This is a genomic window from Streptomyces sp. Inha503, from assembly GCF_047215865.1.
Lineage (GTDB): Bacteria > Actinomycetota > Actinomycetes > Streptomycetales > Streptomycetaceae > Streptomyces > Streptomyces lycopersici.
The window spans coordinates 11,494,919-11,510,403 of the sequence record NZ_CP178360.1; the positions used below are offsets into that span (position 1 = coordinate 11,494,919).

The 15,485-nt window shown below is 71.9% G+C and carries 15 protein-coding genes and 3 pseudogenes; 6 read left to right on the top strand and 12 right to left on the bottom strand.

Annotation, left to right across the window (positions count from 1 at the left end; all coding sequences use genetic code 11):
• Window positions 1-13 precede the first annotated feature (13 nt).
• From ACJX2R_RS47330 to ACJX2R_RS47355, 6 genes and pseudogenes are all read right to left on the bottom strand, one after another.
• Window positions 14-241 (bottom strand): annotated as a pseudogene (locus ACJX2R_RS47330) (transposase domain-containing protein); the annotation flags it as partial.
• Window positions 242-252: 11 nt separating this feature from the next.
• Entirely contained in the window at window positions 253-1,299 is a 1,047-nt protein-coding gene (locus ACJX2R_RS47335; protein WP_413105182.1) for an aldo/keto reductase, read from the bottom strand.
• Between the two features lie 135 nt (window positions 1,300-1,434).
• Complete coding sequence (locus ACJX2R_RS47340; protein ID WP_413105183.1) at window positions 1,435-2,358, bottom strand: LLM class F420-dependent oxidoreductase; 924 nt, start codon at window positions 2,356-2,358, stop codon at window positions 1,435-1,437.
• 128 nt (window positions 2,359-2,486) lie between these two features.
• A complete protein-coding gene (locus ACJX2R_RS47345; protein ID WP_413105184.1) occupies window positions 2,487-2,765 on the bottom strand; it encodes a hypothetical protein in 279 nt (92 codons plus the stop codon).
• Between the two features lie 163 nt (window positions 2,766-2,928).
• Window positions 2,929-3,326, bottom strand: a pseudogene (locus tag ACJX2R_RS47350) (nitroreductase family protein); the annotation flags it as partial.
• A complete protein-coding gene (locus tag ACJX2R_RS47355) occupies window positions 3,323-3,922 on the bottom strand; it encodes a glutathione S-transferase C-terminal domain-containing protein (protein ID WP_413105185.1) in 600 nt (199 codons plus the stop codon). The gene ACJX2R_RS47355 and the pseudogene ACJX2R_RS47350, both read right to left, overlap by 4 nt.
• Window positions 3,923-4,242: 320 nt before the next feature.
• On the opposite strand from ACJX2R_RS47355, the gene ACJX2R_RS47360 reads away from it, so the two are divergent.
• The 5 genes and pseudogenes from ACJX2R_RS47360 to ACJX2R_RS47380 all read left to right on the top strand — a co-directional run bounded on the left by ACJX2R_RS47360 (window position 4,243) and on the right by ACJX2R_RS47380 (window position 8,015).
• A complete protein-coding gene (locus ACJX2R_RS47360) occupies window positions 4,243-4,350 on the top strand; it encodes a putative leader peptide (protein ID WP_317259499.1) in 108 nt (35 codons plus the stop codon).
• A 32-nt stretch (window positions 4,351-4,382) separates the two neighbouring features.
• The gene (locus ACJX2R_RS47365; protein WP_413105186.1) at window positions 4,383-5,636 is read left to right on the top strand and encodes an LLM class flavin-dependent oxidoreductase; all 1,254 of its coding nucleotides are present in this window, start codon (window positions 4,383-4,385) and stop codon (window positions 5,634-5,636) included.
• Window positions 5,637-5,655: 19 nt separating this feature from the next.
• Window positions 5,656-7,032, top strand: coding sequence for an NtaA/DmoA family FMN-dependent monooxygenase (locus ACJX2R_RS47370; RefSeq protein ID WP_413105187.1), 1,377 nt, complete (start codon window positions 5,656-5,658; stop codon window positions 7,030-7,032).
• A pseudogene (locus ACJX2R_RS47375) lies at window positions 7,029-7,376 on the top strand (hypothetical protein); the annotation flags it as partial. The gene ACJX2R_RS47370 and the pseudogene ACJX2R_RS47375, both read left to right, overlap by 4 nt.
• A complete protein-coding gene (locus tag ACJX2R_RS47380; RefSeq protein ID WP_413106131.1) occupies window positions 7,374-8,015 on the top strand; it encodes a LysR substrate-binding domain-containing protein in 642 nt (213 codons plus the stop codon). The pseudogene ACJX2R_RS47375 and the gene ACJX2R_RS47380, both read left to right, overlap by 3 nt.
• Here the strand turns inward: ACJX2R_RS47380 and ACJX2R_RS47385 are convergent.
• Complete coding sequence (locus ACJX2R_RS47385; RefSeq protein WP_413105188.1) at window positions 7,947-8,882, bottom strand: NADP-dependent oxidoreductase; 936 nt, start codon at window positions 8,880-8,882, stop codon at window positions 7,947-7,949. The two genes, ACJX2R_RS47380 and ACJX2R_RS47385, sit on opposite strands and share 69 nt — an antisense overlap.
• A gap of 140 nt (window positions 8,883-9,022) precedes the next feature.
• On the opposite strand from ACJX2R_RS47385, the gene ACJX2R_RS47390 reads away from it, so the two are divergent.
• The gene (locus ACJX2R_RS47390; protein ID WP_413105189.1) at window positions 9,023-9,502 is read left to right on the top strand and encodes a MarR family winged helix-turn-helix transcriptional regulator; all 480 of its coding nucleotides are present in this window, start codon (window positions 9,023-9,025) and stop codon (window positions 9,500-9,502) included.
• A gap of 21 nt (window positions 9,503-9,523) precedes the next feature.
• On the opposite strand, the gene ACJX2R_RS47395 is transcribed toward ACJX2R_RS47390, so the two are convergent.
• From ACJX2R_RS47395 to ACJX2R_RS47415, 5 genes are all read right to left on the bottom strand, one after another.
• Entirely contained in the window at window positions 9,524-10,738 is a 1,215-nt protein-coding gene (locus ACJX2R_RS47395; protein WP_413105190.1) for an acyl-CoA dehydrogenase family protein, read from the bottom strand.
• Between the two features lie 39 nt (window positions 10,739-10,777).
• Window positions 10,778-11,272 carry a flavin reductase family protein gene (locus ACJX2R_RS47400; protein ID WP_413105191.1) on the bottom strand — a complete coding sequence of 165 codons (495 nt, stop codon included), beginning with the start codon at window positions 11,270-11,272 and terminating at the stop codon, window positions 10,778-10,780.
• 228 nt (window positions 11,273-11,500) lie between these two features.
• Window positions 11,501-12,871 carry a PucR family transcriptional regulator gene (locus ACJX2R_RS47405; protein WP_413105192.1) on the bottom strand — a complete coding sequence of 457 codons (1,371 nt, stop codon included), beginning with the start codon at window positions 12,869-12,871 and terminating at the stop codon, window positions 11,501-11,503.
• Window positions 12,872-12,903: 32 nt separating this feature from the next.
• Window positions 12,904-13,626, bottom strand: coding sequence for a thioesterase II family protein (locus ACJX2R_RS47410; RefSeq protein ID WP_413105193.1), 723 nt, complete (start codon window positions 13,624-13,626; stop codon window positions 12,904-12,906).
• A 68-nt stretch (window positions 13,627-13,694) separates the two neighbouring features.
• Window positions 13,695-15,479, bottom strand: coding sequence for an amino acid adenylation domain-containing protein (locus ACJX2R_RS47415; protein WP_413105194.1), 1,785 nt, complete (start codon window positions 15,477-15,479; stop codon window positions 13,695-13,697).
• Window positions 15,480-15,485: the final 6 nt, after the last annotated feature.

A 15,485-nucleotide genomic window follows, 5' to 3' on the forward strand; every position in this document is an offset into this window, starting at 1 on the left:
TGGCGAACAGCACCCGCAACGGCTCACAGCCCAGCCGCTGCCGGGCCCGGAACAGCGAGGACTTCGCCGGCACATGCCAGCCGCCCAGCAGCCCCTGGCCCCGCAGCCCCTCCACCAGGTGCCGCATCACTTCCGGATACGGAGCCGGAGAGAACAACGCCGGCCCCAGCACGAAATACACCACCAGCCGCGCGGGAAGCAGCCGCCTGCGTTGCTCCGCGCACCCGCAAGCCGCCACCACCCCTCCGGGGCTCAGTCGCGCGCGGCCGGGCGGCGGCGGGCGGCCGGGTCGGTGAGCGACGGGGGCTGGTAGCCCTCGTCGGCCGGGCTGATCGTGATGCCGGGCGGCACGATCTCGTCGATCCGGTCGAGCACGTCCCGCGAGAGACGGACGTCGACGGCGCCGAGCTGGCTCACCAGGTGCTCCTGGGTGCGCGGGCCGATGATCACAGTCGACACGGCCGGGTGCTCCAGCACGAACGCCAGGGACAGGTGAATCAGCGACAGACCCGCCTCGTCGGCCAGCTCGGCGAGCCGCTCCGCCGCCTCGCGCTTGCGCTTGTTGGCCGCCAGCTCCGGATCGTGCCGGTGCGGCTGGCGCCCCAGACGGCTGGACACGGCATGCGTGGTGTCCCCCTTGCGGTAGCGACCGGACAGCCAGCCACCGGCCAGCGGGCTCCACGGCAGGACACCAAGACCGTACCGCTCGGCGACGGGCAGCACCGCCCGCTCCGCCGCCCGGGCCAGGATGGAGTACGGGGGCTGCTCGGTGACGGGACGCTGACGGCGCAGGCGCTCGGCGATCCACTGGCCCTCGACGATCTGGTGCGGCTCGAAGGTCGTGGTGCCGAAGTAGCGGATCTTGCCCTGCCGTACGAGGTCGTCGAGGGCGCCGAGCGTCTCCTCGAAGTCGGTGGCGGGGTCGGGCCGGTGGACCTGGTAGAGGTCGATGTGGTCGGTGCCCAGGCGGCGCAGGCTGTCCTCGACGGCCCGGTGGATCCAGCGGCGTGAGTTGCCCTGGTGGTTCGGGTTGTCGCCGATCTGGCCGTGGAACTTGGTCGCGAGGAACACATCGTCGCGGCGGCCGTCCGCGAGGGCCTTGCCGACGATCTCCTCGTTCTCGCCCTGGGAGTACACATCGGCCGTGTCGATGACGTTGATGCCCGCGTCGAGGGCCTGGTGAATGATCTTGACGGCGTCGTCGTGGTCGCGGTTGGCCCAGGCGCCGAAGTTCATCGCGCCGAGCGTCAGGGGGCTGACCTTCACGCCGGTACGGCCGAGGGTGCGGTAAGTGGTCATGCCTTCAGTGTCTTCCTTCTCTTTCGGGATGTTGGGCTTGGGACGTTCGGGTCGGGACGTTCGGTCCGGGATGGTCGGTTCGGGACGTCAGGGAGGACAGGGGAGGGGCGCGGGCCAGCGGGTGAACCCCGGGGTTCAGCCCGCGAGCTCCCCCAGGAGCGCCCAGGTGCGGCGCCGGGCGGCCTCACCGGCGGCCTCCGTCCCAGAGAACACCACCTCCGTCGCCCCGGCGTCCCGGTAGCGCCGCACCTCGGCGGCGACGGCCTTCTCATCGCCGATCACGGACACATCGACGGCCCGGGTGCCGCCGGAGAGTGCGATGACCCGCGCGTAGGAGGGGATCTGTTCGTAGAACGCGAGCTGTCCGGCCACCGTCTCGCGTACCGCGTCGGCATCGTCGGTGACCACACCGTGTACGAGCGCCACGATGCGGGGCGCGGGACGGCCGGCCGCGTCCGCCGCCGCGGTGACGGCGGGGACGATGTGCTCGGCCAGGGCCCGGGGCCCGGCGAGGTACGGCAGGATGCCGTCGGCCAGCTCCCCGCTGGCCCGCAGCGCCTGCGGGCCCATCGCGGCGACGAGCAGCGGTACTCCGGTCCCGGCACCCGGTACGCGGGCGGGGATCGGCGTGGTCGCGGTGAGCAGTTCGCCGTGGAAGTCGGCGGCGCCGGTCTCCGTCAACTGCCGCAGTGCGGTGAGGAATTCACGCAGACGGGCGATGGGGCGTTCGAAGGGGATGCCGAAGCCCGCCTCGGTCAGGAGCTTGGTGCCGAGAGCGAGCCCGAGGTGGTACCGGCCGTGCGTGGCCGCCTGTGCGGTCTGGGCCTGGCTGGAGACGAGCAGCGGGTGACGTCCGAAGACCGGGATCGCGGACGTGCCCACGTGCAGATCCGGTACTTCGCGCCCGACGATGGCCGCGAGCTGGGGCGAGTCGGCGCCGAAGGTCTGCCCGAACCAGGCGGACCGCAGCCCGGCGGCCGAGGCTTCCCTGGCGAGGTGCACGGTGGCATCGATCTGGTTGTCCGCGTCTGCCGCGGTGAGTGCGACTCCTACAGTCATGTCTGGGTGAACTCCCGGGACCGGCCGCACATGCCCATTCCGATGTGACGGCTGTGTGTCGGCGGTGTTCTCCCCCGCGGCGCGTGTGCCACGGGGGCGTACCGTCCCCAGCCGACCGAAGCGCGGGCTCAGAAGAACCCGTTCAGCGGCGGCGGTTCGGCGTTGAGGAGGTAGTCGCCCACCACACGTGCCTTGTGGGCGATCGGATTGTGGCTGACCAGGGTGCGGGCGTTGCGCCAGTGGCGGTCGAAGTTGAACTCGCGCCGGGTGGCCGAGGCCCCGCCCACGTCGTACAGCCGCTCCGCCACCCGCAGGGCCGCCTGCGCGGCCACCGCCTGCGCGGCCACCACCTGTGCCTGCGCCACTTCGGTGGCCGCCTGGGCGAGCGCCGGTTCACCGCCCGCCACGCCGTCCTCGCCGCGGGGGCCTGCTCCGCGACGCCCTGCGCGACGAAGGCGTCGACGTGCGGTGCGAGGACGGGCTCGTGCTGTGGGGGCCGGTCGCGCAGGAGCAGAGCGCGCTGCTGCACCTGGCCTCGTACGGCGTGACGGTGGCACCCGGCAGCCCCTGCCACGGCGGCGTCCCGGACCAGCCGATGTTGACCACCATCAGCGCCGAGTGCTTCGTGTCGGCGAAGAACTCTCGATCGACGCCCTCCGTGTCGAATCCGCTCATCGGCCCGGCGGCCAGCCCGGCGGCGCGCACCGCGATGATTAAGTACGCCGCCTGGAGCGCGCCGTCCGGGACGGCCGACGAGCGCTCAACGGCGAGCACGGCGACCAGCGGTGCCAGTGCGGTCTTCTCCCGGTTGCCCCGCGACATGTGGCGCAGCAGCCTCTCCCGGCCCGTGGCGGAACGCACCAGAACCACTCGCAGCGGTCCGCGAAGGCGTTGGCGGTGTGGGCCTGCCGGAACAGCAGGTTCTGGGACGCGGAATCCAGGGCCAGGAGGCGGTCCGTGCCGGTCACGCCGCCCCCTTCCGCACGCCGTGGGTGAGCGCGAGGCCATGGTGGAAGGCGGGATGGGAGCGCAGTCGGCGCACATAGCCGGCGAGGCGCGGATACCGGGTGGCGAGGGGCACCCCGTCGGTGTCGCGGTCGTCGAGGTACACGAGCGCCGCCCATAGGTCCACATCCGCGGCGGTCAGCTCGCCGCCCAGAACGAAGGGCCCGGAGGCCAGCCGGGCGTCGAGCGGCGCCAGCGCGGCGGGGAGGTCCGCCAGGAGCGCGCGGACGGCGTCGATGTCGGCGGCGACCGCGGCCGGACGCAGCCGGGGCCGACCCGGTTCGCCCGGGTCACCGAGGCGCGTCGCGAGATCGCGGAGGATGTCGGGCGTGTGGTTGCTGACCACGCGTCCGCTCCACCGGTCGCACAGCGCGGGCACGGTCAGCGGTCCGTCGTAGTGGTGCCAGGTGGCCTCGTAGGCCCCGCGCAGGGACGTGGCCGCCTCGGACGTGGCCCCCGGGGAGGCGACGAGTGTGGTGGCGATGGAGTCGCCGAGCCGCAGCAGGGCGAGGGTGATGGCGACGCGCAGCGAACACGGGCACCCGGGCGACAGATACACCTCGTACCGGTGCGGTGCCGGATAGAAACCGCCGGCGAGGTCGGTCCCGATGCGGCTGCGGATGCGGTGGGGCGTTGCGGGTCCGAACGGTCGCGATCAGTCCGGAACATCTCCACCGATCCCGTCATCGGGGTGCCACGCGTCAGCGGGGTCGCCCACACTTTTGTCGGGTTACCCATGGGCGCCGGGGAATATGCCGCGGCGCCGTCCGAGTTGACGATTGCGTGAGGTCACCGGCCTCACGTAGCGTTCCGAGATATCAGCCTGGGCCCGAAGGCCCGTCGGAGACACGGGAACGGGAGGCGATGGTGTCGCGGCCGATGACCAGCCCGCCCGCGCCGACTCCGGCCCTGGGCCGGGGTGTCCGCCTGTACTCCCGGCACCACATCGACCTGCTGCGCGTGGCCGGCGCGCTCTGTCGCCGCTGACCTGATCACCTCAAGGACACCGCGCCCTCCCGATGAGGCGCGGTGATCACCCATGGCCGACCAGGGAGGCACCCTTCGTGTCCGAGTCCTCATCCACCCCCTTGCACCTCGCCGTCGCGCTCGACGGGGCGGGCTGGCATCCGGCCGCGTGGCGCGAGCCGCAGGCCCGCCCCCGGGAGCTGTTCGACGCCGCGTACTGGACCGATGTCGTCACCGAGGCCGAACGCGGGCTGCTCGACTTCGTGACCTTCGAGGACGGGCTCTCGCTCCAGTCCACGCACCGCACCGAGCCCGACGGCCGCACCGACCAGGTGCGCGGGCGGCTGGACGCGGTGCTCATCGCCTCCCGGGTCGCACCGCTGACCCGGCACATCGGGCTGGTGCCGACCGTCGTCGCCACCCACACCGAGCCGTTCCACATCTCCAAGGCGATCGCCACCCTGGACTACGTCAGCACCGGCCGCGCCGGGCTGCGGATCCGGGTGTCCAGGCGGAGCCACGAGGCGGAACACTTCGGCCGCCGGGACATTCCCCGCTTCGGCCCCGAGGATCTGGACAGCCCGGTGGTCCGGGAGCTGACCGCCGAGCTCTTCGAGGAGGCCACCGACTACATCGAGGTGGTACGCCGCCTCTGGGACAGCTGGGAGGACGACGCCGAGATCCGGGACGTCGCCACCGGTCGCTTCATCGACCGCGCCAAGCTGCACTACATCGACTTCGAGGGCAGGCACTTCAGCGTCAAGGGCCCCTCGATCACCCCCAGGCCGCCCCAGGGACAGCCGGTCGTCAGCGCGCTGGCCCATCAGAGCGTGCCCTACCGGCTGGTGGCGACCTCCACCGACATCGGCTACCTCACCCCGCACGACACGGACCAGGCCCGCGCCACCGTCGCCGAGATCCGCGCCGACCAGGCCGCGGCGGGCCGGGCGGCGGAGCCCGTGCACCTCTTCGGCGACCTGGTGGTGTTCCTCGACGACGAACCGGGTGCCGCGGCCGCCCGGCTGGAGCGCCTGGACGCCCTCGCGGGCTACCCGTACACCAGCGACGCCAAGGTGTTCACCGGGACCTCCGCACAGCTCGCGGATCTGCTGCTGACCTGGCAGCGGACCGGGCTGTCGGGCTTCCGGCTGCGCCCCGGTGCGATCGGCCACGACCTCGAGGCGATCACCCGCGGCCTGGTGCCCGAACTCCAGCGCCGCGGCGCCTTCCGCCGGTCCTACGAGGCCGACACCCTGCGCGGGCTGCTGGGCCTGGCCCGCCCCGCCAATCGCTACGCCACCGTCTGAGCCGGAGGGACCACCGACCATGAGCACACCGCTCAAGCAGATCCACCTGGCGGCCCACTTCCCCGGCGTCAACAACACCACGGTGTGGAGTGATCCGGAGGCGGGCAGCCATATCGAGTTCAGCTCGTTCGCCCACTTCGCGCGCACCGCCGAGCGCGCCAAGTTCGACTTCCTGTTCCTCGCCGAGGGGCTGCGGCTGCGCGAACAGGGCGGCCAGATCTACGACTTGGACGTGGTGGGGCGGCCGGACACCTTCACCGTCCTGTCCGCGCTCGCCGCCGTCACCGACCGCCTCGGCCTGACCGGCACCATCAACTCCACCTTCAACGAGCCCTACGAGGTGGCCCGCCAGTTCGCCAGCCTCGACCACCTGTCGGGCGGGCGCGCCGCGTGGAACGTCGTCACCTCGTGGGACGCCTTCACCGGGGAGAACTTCCGCCGCGGCGGCTTCCTCCCGCAGGACGAACGGTATTCCCGGGCCAAGGAGTTCCTGGCCACCGCCACCGAGCTGTTCGACTCCTGGCGGGGCGACGAGATCGTCGCCGACCAGGCATCCGGCACCTTCCTCGGCGACGCGCGGGCCGGCGCCTTCTCCCATCAGGGACAGCACTTCGACATCGCCGGGCAGTTCAACGTCCCGCGCAGCCCACAGGGCCGCCCCGTGATCTTCCAGGCCGGTGACTCCGAGGAAGGCCGGGAGTTCGCCGCGGCCGGCGCCGACGCCATCTTCAGCCGGTACAGCGCCTTCAAGGAGGGGCAGGCGTTCTACACGGACGTCAAAGGCCGCCTCGCCCGCCACGGCCGCACCCACGACCAGCTGCTGATCCTGCCCGCCGCCACCTTCGTCCTCGGCGACACCGACGCCGAGGCGCGGGAACTGGCCCACGAGGTACGCCGCCAACAGGTCAGCGGCGCCACCGCGATCAAACACCTGGAGTTCGTCTGGAACCGCGACCTGTCCGCGTACGACCCGGACGGCCCGCTGCCCGACATCGACCCCGACCCCGGTGAGCACACGATCGCCCGCGGCCGCGCCCAGGTGCGGATGTACCGCGATCCGCTGGCCGTCGCCCGGGAGTGGCGGGAGCTGGCGGCGGCGAACAAGTGGTCCATCCGCGACCTGGTCATCGAGACCGGCAACCGCCAGTCGTTCATCGGCTCCCCGACCACGGTCGCCGAGACCATCAACTCCTTCGTACAGGCCGACGCCAGCGACGGCTTCATCCTCGTACCGCACATCACCCCCGGCGGGCTGGACGCCTTCGCGGACACCGTCGTCCCGCTGCTCCAGGAGCGCGGTGTGTTCCGCACCGAGTACGAGGGCACGACCCTGCGCGACCACCTCGGCCTGGCCCACCCCGGCACCGAGTCGCACCAGAACCGGGCCGCGTCATGAAGTTCCTGGCCATCACCCTCATCGTGCACGCCCCGGACCCGGTGACCGGGATCCAGAAGCCGACCGGTGAGCGATTCCGCGAGGTGATCGACGACGCGCTGCTGGCGGAGGAGCTCGGCTTCGACGGCTTCCGCCGGTCGCCTCGAGCCGAGGTGTGGCCGAGACCTCTCCAGCGGCCCATCCGGGTCTGGCACGGCAGCGCCACCAGCCGGGAGTCGGTCGACCTCGCCGTGGTCGGCGCCGGGACGGCGGGCTACTACGCGGCCCGCACCTCACAGGAGGCCACCGCCGCCTACCGCCCTGTGTTCGAAGGCCGTCTCGCCTTCCAGAAGCAGCTCGGCATGGAACCGTCGCGGACGCGGGCGGGCTCACCGACGCCCAGCACCGCGCCTGGGTATGTGAAGGGGGTCGTGTTCGAGCACGTCCTGGAAGAGGACTTCTGTCTGATCTCCAGCGCCAGGCTCCCGCCCGTCGCCAACCGTGGCGACACCATCACACTCAAGGAGGCGAGCCGGCTGGGCTTCATCCTGCCGAGCGAGGTGCACACCGTGCGGCGGATCACCGACGCCGCCTTCCACGCCGCGGGGCTGCACTGTTCGGTCGTCGCCGAGATCGAGCCGGGCATGGTGCTGCGCGACGCGGGGGTGAGCGGGCTCGGGGTGACCGTCCTGCCGCTCACGGCGAGCCGAGCCCACTTCGCCCCCGATGAGGTACGCGCCTACCGTTTCGCCGATTCCCAGCTCCACACCGCGATGTCCCTGTGCACCCCCGAGGTGCAGCCCCTCACGGAGGCCGCCACGTTGGTGCGGACCTGCTGCGTACGCTTATCCGGGACCAGCCCGGCCCCGCCGGACGGCGCGAGCCGAGCGTCGCGGCGAACGGCGTTCATCCATGAGCGTGGCCCGGCCGGGTGCTCAGGGAGCGGTCAGGACGGTCTTGCCGGGCAGCCGCCCGGTGGCGGCCTCCTCATGCACCGCGCGTGACTCGGCCACCGGGCGGCGGTCGGCGATGTGGATCCGGAGCCGACCGTCATCGACCATGGCGACCAACTCGGTCAGCTGAGCTGCGTCGCCGCGGACGAACAGGTTCGCGGCACGCATCGACCGGGCGGGTTCCTCGGGAATCGGGCCGGCCGCGCTCGCGGCGACCCCGCCGTCGGCGACATAGCGCGACAGCCGCGCGGCATCTTCCGGTGTGACGCGCACCAGGTTCAGCAGGACATGGAACGGACCACCCACGGCGGCCGGGCCCTCGGCGGGATCGAGGTGGCCGACGACCCGGGTCGCGCCGTAGCTCCGCAGGCGCTGGGCGTGGAGCGGACCGGCCGCCGCGGTCACATGTGCTCCCGCGTCGGCGGCGAGCTGCACCGCGAGGCCACCCACCGCACCCCCTGCCCCGTTGACCAGGACGGTCTGCCCGGGCTTCAGCTCGGCGAGTTCGAACAACGACTGCCAGGCCGCCAGGCCGGTCAGGGGCAGCGCCGCGGCGTCGGCCAGTTCGATCGTCCGGGGCGCCGCGACCAGGGCCTCGGCCGGGGCGAGCGCGTACTCGGCGGCCGCACCCGCGGCGTTGAGGGGCAGCATCGCCACGACCCGGTCACCGACCTCCAGACCCGTCACCTCCGCGCCGAGTTCGGCGACGGTGCCCGCCAGATCGATCCCGGGCACATGCGGGAGGGCGACCGGGATCATCTCGGCCAGGACCCCGGCGCGGATGTGATCGTCGACCGGGTTGAACGATGTGGCCGCCACCCTCACCAGCACCTGTCCGGTGCCGGGGGCCGGGCGCTCGATGTCCTCGTAGCGCAGGACCTCGCTGCCGCCGAAGCCGTGGTAACGCACTGCCTTCATGGCGCTTTCCTCCAGTGTATTTGCGTATGTCAACGCAAGGGGCTCAATCAATTTTCACTTGCCTAGGCAACTCAGAAAGTAACCCCAAGGACTTGCCCAGGCAAGTCATTCGAGTTGCCTGGGCAAGTACGATGGGTCTCATGGACACTCAGTCACCCTGGCTCGACGACGATCAGCAAGACGTGTGGCAGGCACTGCTCACCGTCGTCATCGCGCTTCCGGCGGCCCTCGACCGCCAGCTGCAACGAGATGCGGGCATCTCCAATTTCGAGTACGGCGTTCTGGCCCGGCTGTCCATGGCCGGTGAGGCCACGATGCGACTCAGCGACCTGGCCCGGGAATGTGACAGCACCCAGCCCCGCCTGTCGAAGGTGATGGACCGCTTCGAGGCCCGCGACTGGGTAGCCCGCCGGCCCGATCCCACCGACGGCCGATACACCCTCGCCACCCTGACCGACGCCGGGCGGGAGAAGGTCGTGGCGAGCGCACCGGAACACGTCGCACAGGTGAGGCGACTCGTGTTCGACCCCCTCAGCGCCGCGCAGCGCCGCCACCTCGGCACCGCGCTCACCCGCATCGCCGCCACCGTGCGCCGGGAACTCGAAGGAGAGGGCCGCTGACAATCGTCGGCGAACTTCGTCCTACACCATGGCGGACACCGTGCCCCGGATGCCGAACAGCGACTTCCCGTAGATCTCGGCGGCCACTTCGGGGTTGAGGACGGCGTGTCGGCTCCCGGTCTCGATGTCGCGCCAGATGCGCTGGAGCGGGTTGGACTCGCCGAAGCTCGAAGCCCCCTGGGCCGAGCACACGGTGCGGACCGCCTCACGCGCGTGGACCGCCGCCATTCCCGCGTCCATCCGCATCCGTGCCCGGGCGTCGTAGTCGGGGAAGACCCCGGCCCGTGCGGCCTGGTCGATGTCGGCCGCCGCACGGTAGGCGTGCAGTCGGGCGGAGTCGGCGAGCGACGCCGCGCGCGCGGCGGCGAGTTGGACGGTGGGTGCCTGGGCCTGGGAGGTGTAGCCGGTCAGGGTCAACGCTCGCTGCGGAGCCCTCTCCACCAGGAGCTCGACGGCGGCCGCGGCCAGCCCGAGCTGGGGCCCGGTCAGTACGAGCGCGGCGGTCGGCACGAACGGTGCCCGGTAGAGCGCCTCGTCGGTGAAGGGTGTGGCGTAGCGGCCCTCGATGGCGTCGGGGACGGAGTGGAAGCGGTGTGCGGGTACGAAGAGGTCCTCGCCGAGGAGGGTGTTCGATGCGGTCCCGCGCATGCCCGCCACGAACCAGGTGTCCTCGATCGTCAGCTCCGACATCGGCGCGAGTACGATGCCGACGGCGTCCGGGGTGCCTTCGGCGTCCGGCCGGGTTACCCCGAGGACCGCCCAGTCGGCGTGGGCGCACCCGGAGGCGGGGGCCCAGCGCCCGCTGACCCGGTACCCGCCCTCGGCCACGTGCGCGGTACCGGAGGGCGTCACGACACCGGCGACCCGGGCGTGCGGGGTGTGGGCCCAGACGTCGTCCTGGGCGCGGGCGGGGAAGAGCCCGACGAACCACGCGTTGGCGTTGAGCAGCGCGGTCACCCAGGCGGTGGAGCCACAGGCGCGCCCGATCTCGCGGCTGACCTCCAGCAGGGTGCGGTGGTCGGTCTCCAGACCGCCGTAGCGGGCGGGCCGCATCAGCGAGAGCAGACCGGCCTCGGCCAGGGCGCCGATGTTCTCGGCGGGCACTGCGCGCTCGCGGTCGGCCGAATCGGCGTTGCCGGAGAGCAGCGGCCGCAGTGCGGCGGCGCGTTCGAGGAGTTCGGCCCGCAGCTGGTGCGCGGCGTCGGTGGTGCGGGGAACGTCCGTGGTCATGTTCATCGTCGTCACTTCGGTGTCAGGGATCATCCGGGGTACGGGTCAGCTCGCGACGGCGAGCGGGGTGTGGGTGCCGAAGATCCGGCGCGCGTAGATCAGCGGGGCCGCGGCGGTCAACTCGGCCTCCTCGGGGCTCACGACGAGCAGGACGTGGTCACCGCCGTCCAGGTGGCGTTCGACGCGTCCGGCCGTCCAGCCCGCGGACTCGGGCAGGTAGGGGAGTCCGGCGCGGACGGTCCAGGTGACGCCGTCGAACTTCGAGCCCGCCCCCTGGTGCCGGCGGGCGAACCGGGTCGCCAGCTCCCGCTGGTGGGCGCCGAGGATGTTCACCCCCACCCGGTCGCCCGGCCGGAGGTGGGCCAGCAGTCCCGAGGCGCGGTCAAGCGCGAAGCTCACCAGCGGAGGGTCGAGCGAGAGCGAGGCGAAGCTCGATACGGTGCTGCCGCGCGGCCGCCCGTCGGCGGTCGTCGCCGTGACCACGGTGACCGGGGCACACACCCCGCTCATCAGCTCGGTAAAGGTCTCTCGGTCGATCATCGGGGGCCTCCCGTTGGGCTGGGTATCCGTCTGCCGGAACGCACGGCCTCGAGCGGCACTTCGTCCGACATCAGGAAGTAGACCCCGGCTCCCGGGATGGCTGCTTGGTCCGCCGGCTCAGGAATCCGGCCTCCCATTGGTCCGCCGGGCCGGTTGTCGATCCGCCGGGCCGGGCCACGACCGCTTCATCGGGCTCACCGCTTCATCGGGCTCACCGGTTTATCGGGCTCACCGCTCGACGTCGCGCGGCAGGAGCACCGCGTCCCCCAACTCCTCGGCGAGCGCCAGGGCGGTGTGGAGGGCGAACCTGCGGTCGTCGAGGCCGTGTCCCAGCACCTCCTGGGCCCGCTTCACGCGGTAGGTCACGGTCCCCCTGGCCACGTGCAGGCGTCGGGCGACATCCACGAGGCTGCGCTCGGCGCCGATGTAGTGGTAGAGCGTGGTCCGCAGTGCCTCCATGGGCGCGCCGCGGGCGGCGAGCCCGCCGAGTTCACGTCGTACGAAGTCACCGGCCGCGTCGAGATCGGTGGCCAGCAGCGCGATGGCGGCGACGTCGGCGTAGGCGGTCGCGTACCTCGGAGCCCGTCCGGCCTCGCGCCGCAGCCGTTCGACCCTCTCCCCGCGCTCGGCCTCGCGGTGGGAGCGGCGGAAGCCCGCGACGCCGGAACCCGGGGTCCCGAAGGCCGCCCGCATCCGCTGCCGGGACAGTGCCTCAGTGATGGTCTCCCATGAACCGGGTGAGTGAGCCCCGTTCGTCGCGTCCGACTCGTCCGTCCCGTCCGGAGGTACGGTGCCCCACGCCCACAACCGCCCTGAGGCCACGGGTATGACCAGCGTCGTGGTGGCGCCACGGGCCCGTAACACCTCGATCGCCGCCGCCTGGAGCGTGGCGCCGCCCTTCGGCGAGTCCGACCACACCACCACCGCCTCGTGGGTCCGCCGCAAGTTGTAGCCGAGGACCCCCGACGCCTCGTCGACGTCCGCCGCCGTGGCATCGCTCAGCAGGGAACGCACCAGGTCGGCCCGTGCCGCGGCCGCGCTGGTGCTCCACACCTCGTGCTCCACGAGGTAGGTGCGGATCATGGTGTCGGAAAGCTCATCGACGTAGGAGAACAGCTCGCGGGAGACCGCCGTGACCTCGTCGACCGCCTCCTCCGGGTCGACCAGCTCGGCACAGGCCCGCAGGAACGCCTCGGTCGTCGCCGCGTGCCCGACCCGGACGCCGTGCAGCACCCGCTCGAGCGGTATGGCCCGGTGAACGAACTCGCGGATGCCCGCCAGGATCGCCTCACCGGTGGGCGGGGCGGCTGCCGGGCCTTCCGCCAGAGTGAACAGCGCCCGCAGGGTGGTCGCTTCATTGCCCCGGCGGAGCAGTTCGACCGCGGCCGGACTCCCGCCGAGGACCGGCACCTCGCCGAGGATCCGCCGCAAGACCACGGAATTCAGCTCGATGGCCCAGCGCACGGGGTCCGCGCCGAAGCGCGCGACGGCGTCCTCGACGATGGCGCGCGGGCTTGCCGCCCGGTCGAGGTCGACCTCACCCCGCGGACCCAGCCGTGCGATCCAGGTCCGTCGCAGCCGCCCACCGGTCTCGTTCACATCGCCATACTCGGTCCAACCCGAGGGGCTGATCAACTGGGGGTCCCCGAAGCCCTCGCGGGGCCGAAAACCGCGTCGAGTTCGGTGAGCAGCGGCTTCGGGTCCAGTGAGAAGTACATGTGGTCGCCGGGCAGCTCGAGCAGTTCGGTGGGCTGCGAGGTGGCCTTCGACCAGAGCTCCGCCTCCTGCCGGGACACCAACTGGTCGTCGGCCCCGCGCAGCACGGTGAGGGGGATCGGCAGCAGGTCGGTGGAGCTGGGTGTGTACTGATCGTTGATGCCCAGGTCCGCCCGTAGTGACGGCAGCAGCAGTCCGCGCAACTCGGCGTCGTGGAACGCGGGGTGGTCGTATCCCACGACTTCGCGGACTCGCGCGACGAATTCGTCGTCGGTCAGCGAGCCGCTTCCCGTGACCGGCCTGGGCAGCCAGGGTGCGGCCGCGCCGCTCACGATCAGGCGTTCGGGCAGGCGTGGTCCTTCGGCGGCCAGGCGCTGTGCCGTCTCGTAGGCGACGAGCGCGCCGAAGCTGTGTCCGAAGAGGGCGAACGGTGCCTCCCGGGGCATCTTCCGGATCCGGTCGACGCACAGGTCGACGACCTCGGCCATGCTGGTGAGGGGTTCCGCGGCGAACAGCTCCTCGCGGCCGGGAAGTTGGACCGGGTCCACTTCCATCCACTGGAAGGAGTGACGTTTCCACTGGCGGAAGAGACTGGCGCCGGCTCCGGCATAGGGGATGCACAACAGTGCGACAGGCATGGGGGCTTACCTTTCCGAGGTGGTGGAGAGCGGGCCGCCGGCGGCGCGGCGGCCCGCGATCGGCCTGCTCAGGTCCCGTCGGCGAGTGAACGGACGAGCCTTGCCATATCCCGCAAGGTGGTGGTGAGGTACAGGTCCCGCAGCGGCACGCTGCCCAGACCCGATTCCCGGATTTCGGTGGCGAGGAGCGCGAAGAGCAGCGAGTTGCCTCCCAACTCGAAGAAGTTGTCGTCCGGGCCGACAGGTGTCTCCAGCAGGCGTTGCCATAGGCCGGTCAGCCGCTCGGTCACCGGATCGGTCGCTTGTGCGTCCGCCGCGTCGGTGGCTTCACGGACCCCGGGGGCCGGAAGCCGACTGGTGTCGATCTTGCCGTTGGGGGTGAGCGGGAACGCGTCGAGCGCGGTGATGGTGGCGGGCACCAGGTACGCGGGAAGCCGCTGGGCCAGCAGCTCGCGGAGCGTGCTCACCCGGTCGGGCCGGGTGGTCACCACATAGGCGTCCACACAGGCGTTCGCCGGGCCGGCGGTGGCCCGCACCACCGCGGTGGCGTCCTGGACGTGCGGGTGCTCCAGCAGTACGCCGCGGATCTCGCCGAGCTCGATCCGGTGGCCGCGGATCTTGACCTGGTCGTCGAGCCTGCCGAGGTGCTCCAGTTCGCCGTTGCCCAGCAGGCGCCCGCGGTCACCGCTGCGGTACAGCGGTCCGCCACCGCCGGTGATCCGGTCGGGGACGAACCGCTGCGCGGTCAGCTCGGGCCTGTTCAGATAGCCGTCGGCCACTCCGGCGCCGCCGACGTAGATCTCGCCGACCGCCCCAGGGGCGGCCTGCCGCCCCCGTTCGTCCAGGACGTGCAGGGTCCAGCCGGGCAGCGCGTGCCCGACCGAGCGGGTGCCCTGACGGGCGTCCTGCGGGGTGAGCGTGCGCCGGGTGCAGTGCACGGTGGTCTCGGTGATGCCGTACATGTTCTCCACCCGCGTATGCGGGTAGCGCTCGAACCAGGGAATCAGCACCCGGGTGTCGAGCGGTTCTCCGCCGAAGACCAGCAGCCGCACCCGGAGTTCGCCGTCGCCGAACCCCGCTGTGCGCAGCAGCGGTGTGAAGGCCGACGGTGTCTGGTTGAGTACGGTCACCCGCTCGGCCGTCAGCAGGGCGTGGAACTCCCGCGGGTCGCGTGCGGTCCAGTGCTCCACGACCACCAGCCGTCCGCCCGTGAGCAGGCAGCCCCAGACCTCCCATACCGAGAAGTCGAACGCGAAGGAGTGGAACAGGGTCCACACGTCGTCCTGGCCGAAGGCGAACTCCGCGGCCGTGGCGGCCAGCAGTGCCGCCACGTTGCGGTGTGGCACCAGAACGCCCTTGGGCCGCCCGGTGGAGCCCGACGTGTGGATGACGTACGCCACCGTGTCGGGCCCCGGCAGCGGCAGCGGCCCGGCCGGGCGCGTGGCCACGGCGGTCACGGGAATCGGCTTCAGGCCGGGGACGTGGGTATCGGTGACCGCCACCTCCAGCCCGGTGTCCTCGCTGATGAAAGCCAGCCGCTGCGGCGGGTAGTCGGGATCGAGCGGCACATAGGCGGCGCCTGCCTTGAGCACGGCGAGCAGGGCGACGACCAGGTCGATGCCGCGGGCCAGACACACGCCGACCCGGTCGCCCGGCCGCACACCGTGTTCGCGGAGCGCGGCCGCGAGACCGGTGGAGCGGGCGTCAAGACCGGCATAGCTGATCGTCTCTTCGCCGCAGGTCACCGCGGGCCGGTCAGGGGTGCGGCGGGCCTGTCGCGCGAACAGTCCGGGGATCGTGGCGTCGGCCGCGGCAGGGGTGCTCCGTGCCGCTGTGTCCGGCTTCTCAGGCAAGGTCCA